The 6639-nt window shown below is 65.5% G+C and carries 9 protein-coding genes and 2 pseudogenes; 5 read left to right on the top strand and 6 right to left on the bottom strand.

Annotated elements, in window-relative coordinates; genetic code table 11:
- Nucleotides 1-310 precede the first annotated feature (310 nt).
- The 3 genes from KME75_RS38810 (at nt 311) to KME75_RS38800 (ending at nt 1931) form a co-directional block, all read left to right on the top strand.
- Entirely contained in the window at nt 311-1042 is a 732-nt protein-coding gene (locus tag KME75_RS38810; protein WP_219419927.1) for a carbohydrate ABC transporter permease, read from the top strand.
- A complete protein-coding gene (locus tag KME75_RS38805) occupies nt 1039-1503 on the top strand; it encodes a hypothetical protein (RefSeq protein ID WP_219419926.1) in 465 nt (154 codons plus the stop codon). Before KME75_RS38810 ends, KME75_RS38805 begins: the two co-directional genes overlap by 4 nt.
- 140 nt (nt 1504-1643) lie before the next feature.
- Nucleotides 1644-1931, top strand: coding sequence for a hypothetical protein (locus KME75_RS38800; RefSeq protein WP_219419929.1), 288 nt, complete (start codon nt 1644-1646; stop codon nt 1929-1931).
- On the opposite strand, the pseudogene KME75_RS38795 reads toward KME75_RS38800, so the two are convergent.
- A pseudogene (locus tag KME75_RS38795) lies at nt 1925-2023 on the bottom strand (beta-ketoacyl-ACP reductase); the annotation flags it as partial. The gene KME75_RS38800 and the pseudogene KME75_RS38795 overlap by 7 nt on opposite strands.
- A gap of 143 nt (nt 2024-2166) precedes the next feature.
- On the opposite strand from KME75_RS38795, the gene KME75_RS38790 reads away from it, so the two are divergent.
- Both KME75_RS38790 and KME75_RS38785 read left to right on the top strand, forming a co-directional pair.
- Nucleotides 2167-2427 carry a hypothetical protein gene (locus tag KME75_RS38790; RefSeq protein WP_219419925.1) on the top strand — a complete coding sequence of 87 codons (261 nt, stop codon included), beginning with the start codon at nt 2167-2169 and terminating at the stop codon, nt 2425-2427.
- A 70-nt stretch (nt 2428-2497) separates the two neighbouring features.
- Nucleotides 2498-3178, top strand: coding sequence for an AAA family ATPase (locus tag KME75_RS38785; RefSeq protein WP_308283458.1), 681 nt, complete (start codon nt 2498-2500; stop codon nt 3176-3178).
- A gap of 382 nt (nt 3179-3560) precedes the next feature.
- On the opposite strand, the gene KME75_RS47235 is transcribed toward KME75_RS38785, so the two are convergent.
- From KME75_RS47235 to KME75_RS38765, 5 genes and pseudogenes are all read right to left on the bottom strand, one after another.
- Nucleotides 3561-3893: a twin-arginine translocation signal domain-containing protein gene (locus KME75_RS47235; protein ID WP_219419924.1), complete on the bottom strand. Its 333-nt coding sequence runs from the start codon at nt 3891-3893 to the stop codon at nt 3561-3563.
- The gene (locus KME75_RS38775; RefSeq protein WP_219419923.1) at nt 3827-4405 is read right to left on the bottom strand and encodes a hypothetical protein; all 579 of its coding nucleotides are present in this window, start codon (nt 4403-4405) and stop codon (nt 3827-3829) included. The genes KME75_RS47235 and KME75_RS38775 overlap by 67 nt, the downstream gene beginning before the upstream one ends.
- A gap of 123 nt (nt 4406-4528) precedes the next feature.
- Nucleotides 4529-5047, bottom strand: coding sequence for a MauE/DoxX family redox-associated membrane protein (locus KME75_RS47230; RefSeq protein ID WP_372452759.1), 519 nt, complete (start codon nt 5045-5047; stop codon nt 4529-4531).
- A 168-nt stretch (nt 5048-5215) separates the two neighbouring features.
- Nucleotides 5216-5944, bottom strand: coding sequence for a bacteriocin fulvocin C-related protein (locus KME75_RS47225; RefSeq protein WP_372452760.1), 729 nt, complete (start codon nt 5942-5944; stop codon nt 5216-5218).
- Nucleotides 5945-6256: 312 nt separating this feature from the next.
- Nucleotides 6257-6639: pseudogene (locus KME75_RS38765) on the bottom strand (DNA-3-methyladenine glycosylase 2 family protein); the annotation flags it as partial.

Raw genomic sequence — 6639 nt, 5'->3', positions numbered from 1 at the left:
GCGGTGTCCGGTCGGGCAGCAACGGCTCCAGCCGTGCCCACTCCGCGTCGGTCAAGTCGTGGCGATCAAGCACAGAAGAGATCTACCGCAGCCGACCCGCATGATCCACGGGACACGCTCTAGTCCTCCCACCCCTGCAGGCGCAGGAGGAGGGCTACGCACCGAAGACGCTGTCCTACAACCAGATCTACAACCAGCCGGACGGGCCGTGGCTGAGGATGTTCCGCCGCGCGGTCTTCGACGGCGAGATCGAGGCGGCCATGGCAGAGGCACAGGACGACTACGACCGGATCCTCGGGCAGGCCCAGCTATGAGCACGACCGTGGTCGCCGCCCCCGTCGCGGCCCGCCCCGCCACACGGCTCAGGGCCGACCGCCGGCACTCGTTGACCCACCCCCCGCGCACCGGCCTGCTGCTCGTCGCGCCCGCGCTGCTGATGATCGCGGTGTTCGTGCTCGCCCCGCTGCTGTTCGCGCTCGGGATCTCGTTCACCAACTGGCCGCTGATCGGCGAGGTCGAGTTCTCCGGGTTCGCCAACTACGTCGCCATCGGCAACGACGCCGGCTTCGTGACGTCCGTGCTCTACACCCTGCTCTACACGGCCGTCGTCACGCTGCCGATCCTCGTGCTCGGCTACGCCCTCGCGGTGCTGGTACGCAGCAGGCGCCGCGGGGCCACCTTGCTGCGCACGGTGTTCTTCCTGCCGTTCGTGGTGGGGCTGACGACGCTGAGCTTCATCACCCTGCTCGAGGCGCAGCCGACCAGCGGACGGCGCGGCGCCCGCGGGCCCCGCGGGCAGTGGAGGCGGGGCGTCCGAGGTTGCGGGCGGGTGCCAGTTCCCGACGGGGCCGGGCGGGCAGACCTGCGGGCGGCCGATCGAGCGGTCCGGGGGCCCGGGGCCGCCGGCCCGGTACTGCGACCTGCCGGGGCACAACCGGGCGAAGGCGTTCGCGGCCCGGCGGGCGTTCCAGCTGGCGGCCGCAGGCGGCCCGCCGGTGGTCGGGGGTCGAGCAGGGGCCGGAGGTGCCGGAGCGGCCGGTGACCGACGGGCGGGCGTCGTTCGGGGTGCTGCTCGCGCGGTTCGAGGACACCGCCGGGCAGACGCAGCGGGCGCTGGCCGAACAGCAGGCCCAGCTCACCGCGATCCTGGAGCGGGCGGCCGAGGTCGCGCGCACGGTTGCCGACCCGGAGGCCGCGGCGTACGAGGTCGAGCAGGTGCAGCGCGAGACCGGGGTACGGATCGCCGAGGCGCAGAGCGCGCAGGCCAGCGCCGAGCGCGACGCCCGAGAGGCACGCCGACGCGCTGAGCAGAAGGCGGAGCTGCGGGCGCAGGCCGACGAGGCCGCCGAGGAGCGCGCCGCGCTGCGCCAGGAGGCGCGCCAGCAGCTCGACGCCGTCCTGGCCCGGTTCAACACCGCTGCCCCCGCCGAGCAGGGCGAGGCCGGGACGGCCGGGACGGGCAGCACGCCGACGGCCCGCAGGCGCGGCAAGACCACCGAGTAGACCCGTCCCCACACCGACTCACCGGAGGGCCACATCTTGATGACCGACACCGAGAACCCGCCGCGCGCCACCCACCACGACGCCACCGCGCTGTGCCGCACCACCTCCGGGGCCGTGGCCGAGCCGATCGAGGCCGCGTGATGAGCCGCCAGTCCACCACCGGGACCTCGATCACCGAGCGTCTGGTGGCCGCGCTGACCGCCACGTGGGTGGCCATCCAGGACCGGCACGCCGACGTCCCCGACGTCGTGCTCACCCTCGGGTCGGGCACCCTCGGTGCGCGCCGTGGAGAGATCAACCTGGGCCACTTTGCCGCTGGCCGCTGGCACACCACCGAGACCGCCGACCACGCAGGCGACGAGCAGGCCGCCGCGGAGCCTGGGATGGCCGAGCTGTTCGTGGGCGGCGAGGGGCTGCGCCGCGCGTAGTTGACCTGGCCCGCGGACCCGGTGAGCCCGACGACGCTGGAGATGAAGATCATGCGGCCGCTCTTGGCGCGGAGCATGCCGCGGGAGGCGCGCGGTCCACTCGGAAGGTCCGCCAGTCGTCGCGGTCGGCGGCGGCGTCGGTGACGTCGGCCGCCACCTCCGCGCCGGGCAGTGCGAGGAAGTCGACCGCCTGCCCGCGCCATGACCGACGTCGCCACCACCGTCGCCGGCGCCGGTGCTGGGGACGCTGCTGCACGAGGCCGCGCACGGTGTGGCCACCACCCGCGGGATCAAGGACACCAGCCGCCAGGGCCGCTACCACAACCGCAAGTTCGCCGAGCTCGCCGAGGAGCTGGGCATCACCGTCGCCCTGGACGGTGCGCGGGGCTGGTCGGCGACCACGCTCCCGTACGGCACCGGCAGCGTAGATTCTGGCTCCACCCCAGCTTCAGCAACCACCATGATCCATGGAGGGGAGGGTAATGGCTACAAATAGCCCGCGTGCGCCGTTTCTGCAGTACCTAAGACTCAGCTCCGGAGGCAGATGGTACCCATTCAATCTTCCGGTGATAGCGTGGTTGGCCAAGATCCAAGAGTTACGATTTCGCACAGCCGTAACCTTCGTGGTCGGCGAGAACGGTAGCGGTAAGTCCACCTTGATCGAAGCGGTGGCTATCGGCGCGGGCTTTAACCCAGAAGGAGGTAGCCGCAACTTCAAATTTGCCACCCGGTCGTCCGAATCAGAGCTGGGCGGTAAGATTACCTTAGGATGGGGTACGGCCAAGCCGCGAACGGGATACTTTCTACGGGCAGAATCCTACTACAACGTCGCGACCGAGATCGAGCGTCTTGACAAGATCTCCGGTCGACCACTTCTACCTGCTTACGGTGGCATCTCTCCGCACGAGCGGTCTCACGGTGAGTCATTCTTGGATCTCGTGATCCACCGTTTCGACAGAGACGGACTCTATCTTCTCGATGAGCCAGAGGCCGCCCTGTCCGTGCGCGGCTGCATGGCTTTACTGGCACGCCTCGCCGAACTTGTCGACCAGAACTGCCAGCTGCTAATAGCTACACACTCCCCTGTACTCCTGGCGTTGCCCGGCGCTACCATTCTCCAGATCTCGGAGGATGGAAGCATGTCCGAGGTCTGTTACGACGACGCCCTTCCCGTTCAGCTTACCCGCGCATTCCTATCTGAGCCTCAGCGCATGTTACGGCTACTAATTGACGGAACGCCACAATGAGGGGTGCAGTGAAAAGGGAGCCGGGTCGATTGAGAGCTAAGCACGGTTGTCAGCGCCCCTACCTCTCGCGGGTCTCCAGCCACAGGCCACGTTGGTCTCCTCAATAACCGCCTTGAGATCAGCAACAGGTCGATTCAGCCTCTTCGCCACCTCCTCAACCGTCATCATATACGGATCCCCCCAGATCCGCCCCATTGCAAGCCGCCAATACTCAAAAGTAAGTCCACCTGTCCGCTCGGCGTACGCACGAATTTTCTGATCCGCAAGAACGCTGGGTTCGTCGGGGCTTCTATTGCGAAAGGACTCCATCTCTTCTGCAGAGAGATTGACAATACCCATACAGCATCCGTCCCTTCCGTGATCCTAGGCCGCGACCGTTGATTTAGCTGGGGACCCAGCAGCCCGCGCAAGCCCAAGGCTCGCACAGGGGTGCATCCATCCCTCCAGACTTGCAGCCAACGTAGCAGTCGATGCAGCAACGATTTTGCCCAGGGTCGCAACCGTAGCATCGGTTGTATCGCTCATAGCAGGACAAGGCATGTGCTTTCGGCGCGAACCCGACAATGCTGCCGACAGTTCCTGTTACCACGGCAACGGTTCCGGCAGTGAGCCTCAGGAACCGGCGGCGAGTCCAGCGGCCGGCTCGCCCTAAACCTGACGCGCCTCCACTTCCATTTCGCTGTCCGTCATCCGCGTGACCCGACTGATCAGCCATTCAAAGTCCACCCCTTTCCGGTACTCGTCTGCTACGAAGCCTGGTGATATGCAGAGCGCAGAAGGAGTTGCGTTTACTGTCGCCGCGCGGAACACCCGTGCAGGGTCACGGCTTAGCAGGATGGGAATCCCCAACTCCTGGATCAAGTTCCTGCCGGCACGTCCGTCTCCTGATACGACCGCTAGGACGAACCGCGCCACCGCGGATACTTCCTTTTGGTTCGATTGCTCGGCAAGATCCGCTAGCAGCGTCTTGCAGCCTGAGCAGTTCTCCGAAAGGAACAAGACCACGATCTGGCGGTGCTCGAGGTTCGGATTGAAAGCCTCAAGAGCCGAAGAAAACTCATACGGAAGGGCGGATCCTATATACGCTGGCTCAGTCGCCACTGTCCGGGCGAGTACCTCGTTCTGGAGCCTCGCGACTTCTCGCATCACACCGAGAACCGCAATGATCGATATGACGGCTATGCAGAGTGCTGCGGCAGCCAAGCCTATAGCTAGTGCGTTCGTCACGGATAACCCACCTAGCATCGTACCGGCACGGCCGATCGGTCCGATTGCGCATTGTTGGATACTCACTCGCGCCAAACCATCTCTAGATGTGAGATGACTTACGGTTGATGGCGCTCAATATGTTCAGGATGCATAGGTCATACGACGTTGTCGGCGTATGTCATAACAGATTCCTGCCATTAGGATTGCAGGAATTGAGAGTGCGCAGCCCAACGCGAAGTAAGGGCTCCAGATGCCTACAGGGGTCAGCGAGATCCATAAGCTCACTTGAACGATCACTGTATTCTGCATCAGGAAGCGGACAAGTCCGCCGACCGACGCTATCGCATCACTATTGGCATTGCCTGTGTCGCCGCCCCAACATCCACAGGATACGCCGTCGCGTCTCGATAGACTGGCCGAGACTGTGATAGTTGAGGTGACAATAAACGCTAGTACTAGGCTTGCGCCCAGGGGCGGGGCAGCGATAAGAGTTGCAGCCATGACGATTTCAGCGGCGACTGTAGACCAGCGGACAGGCGTAATGAAGCGCTCAGGCACAGTAGCCTGGAGAATCCCCAAGAACGCGCCGGGTCGAACGATTTTCCCGATGGCGGTCGCAATTAGCAGAAGAGCGATGAGTGACGCGGCCACATGCTGCATGATTGATCGGCTTCCAGTGGGCAAGTTTAGAACTCGGCGTCGAGGGTGGGTGGAGCGCTCAATTCGACGCGCTCCCCTCCCGCAGGCTTAAAGACGAGCTGACTTGTTCTTGTCACGCGGAGGCATAGTTGCCTCGCGGCCGTTCGAGTGAAGCAAGGCTCCGGCCACTCACCACCCACAGTCACCATTACAGGGGTACTGGAGGAAGGTGCCGCAGCCGCTCGGTGAATAGGAACACTCCGATGGGTTGCAGTTAAGGAACGCTCCACAATAATCGTCCAATATGGAGCAGCCACATCCCGCCGCCGCAAGAGACTTGGAGGTGGGCGACGGTGGGCCGAGTGTGGCGAACAAGTTCGCTGCCTCGGAGGTGCCAAACGCTTCACGCGCCCTTATCCCTAGCGATTGAACTTCGGTAGCACTATTCTGCGAGGTTGTCGGGTCGAACACTGCTGGGTCTGATGCGATGCGTAACGCATCTCCGAGGATTTCCCGTTGCAAGGCGGAAAGGTTCGCGTGGCTGGACTGGTACCGCTGCAGTTGCTCAGTCCAAAACTCGCTCCGCTTCGCGGGCTGCAGCTTCTGGTAGATCTCACGCCGGTAGTCGGGTGGGTAGGTCGAGAATTCATCATACGTTGTGGGTGGCTTAGCTTTGTTTGAGTTGGCCCATGCTCTCGCTGGGTTGGAGGCATACGCCGGAACCTGGCCTGTCGCCACGATGGTGCCAGCGATTACTGCGCCGGCGCCCAGCTGCAGGAACTTCTTCCGTGTCAATCCGAAAGGTTTTCCCGGCGGTACCGCCTGGCCCGCTGACGCTTCGTCGCGAAGGGTTCCAAGGGCCGAAATCACCGCGACCGTCGCCCGTAATCCAAGGCGGCGAACGAGGGGCAAAACCATTGCCCGGCCCGTCCAAAGTCTAACTTCGCCGGAACCAGCGTATATGAGCGTTGGCTCCCATGGCGCGTTTGGCCCAAGACGTTCTGCGCGCCACTGCGCAACCGCGGGCGCGAGCGGCAGGAGCGGGTCGACCAGCAGCGCGACCACGGCTGCGGCGGCCGCGCCCAGCACGCCCGCCGCCGACAGCGGGCGGAGCGCGCGACAACCGAAGATCATGCTTTCGAGCCTGATCTCCAGGGCAGCCCGGACCCATCCGGCCGCCCGCCGATCACGGGTGGGGCATGCCCCCCGGCAGGTGGGGTGCGGCCGTCGCTAGATCGCCCGGTGGTCGCGCGGGGAGTAGCGCGGCCCGAACCGCGGGCGACGGAAACCGGACAGCTCGACGTAGCGCACCGCCCGCTGGCGCTGCGGCGTGTACGGGGCGAGCACGCCGAGCATCCCGGCGTCGTCGAGCGGGCGGCCGACCAGCGCCCAGCCGACGAGCGTGGGGATGTGGAAGTCGCCGACGCTGACCGCGTCCGCGTCACCCCAGGCGCGCTGGGCCACCTCGGCGGCCGTCCAGACCCCGATGCCCTGCACCTTGCGCAACAGCTCGCGGCCCGCCTCGCCGCCCAGCTCGCAGGCCGCCTCGAGGCGGTGGGCGACCGCGGCGGCGGCGAGGATCGCCCGGCGCCGGGCGAGGTCGACGCCGGCCC

The sequence above is a fragment of the Pseudonocardia nigra genome (genome assembly GCF_019396355.1).
GTDB lineage: Bacteria > Actinomycetota > Actinomycetes > Mycobacteriales > Pseudonocardiaceae > Pseudonocardia > Pseudonocardia nigra.
Note: the sequence above shows the minus strand (reverse complement) of the source record. Positions and strands in the feature narration are given on the sequence as shown.

Coding starts and splice junctions, on each gene's coding strand:
- KME75_RS47225 (WP_372452760.1), bottom strand. CDS start 5,944: ATGGTTTTGCCCCTCGTTCGCCGCCTTGGATTACGGGCGACGGTCGCG.
- KME75_RS38800 (WP_219419929.1), top strand. CDS start 1,644: ATGAGCCGCCAGTCCACCACCGGGACCTCGATCACCGAGCGTCTGGTG.
- KME75_RS47230 (WP_372452759.1), bottom strand. CDS start 5,047: ATGCAGCATGTGGCCGCGTCACTCATCGCTCTTCTGCTAATTGCGACC.
- KME75_RS47235 (WP_219419924.1), bottom strand. CDS start 3,893: ATGGCTGATCAGTCGGGTCACGCGGATGACGGACAGCGAAATGGAAGT.
- KME75_RS38810 (WP_219419927.1), top strand. CDS start 311: ATGAGCACGACCGTGGTCGCCGCCCCCGTCGCGGCCCGCCCCGCCACA.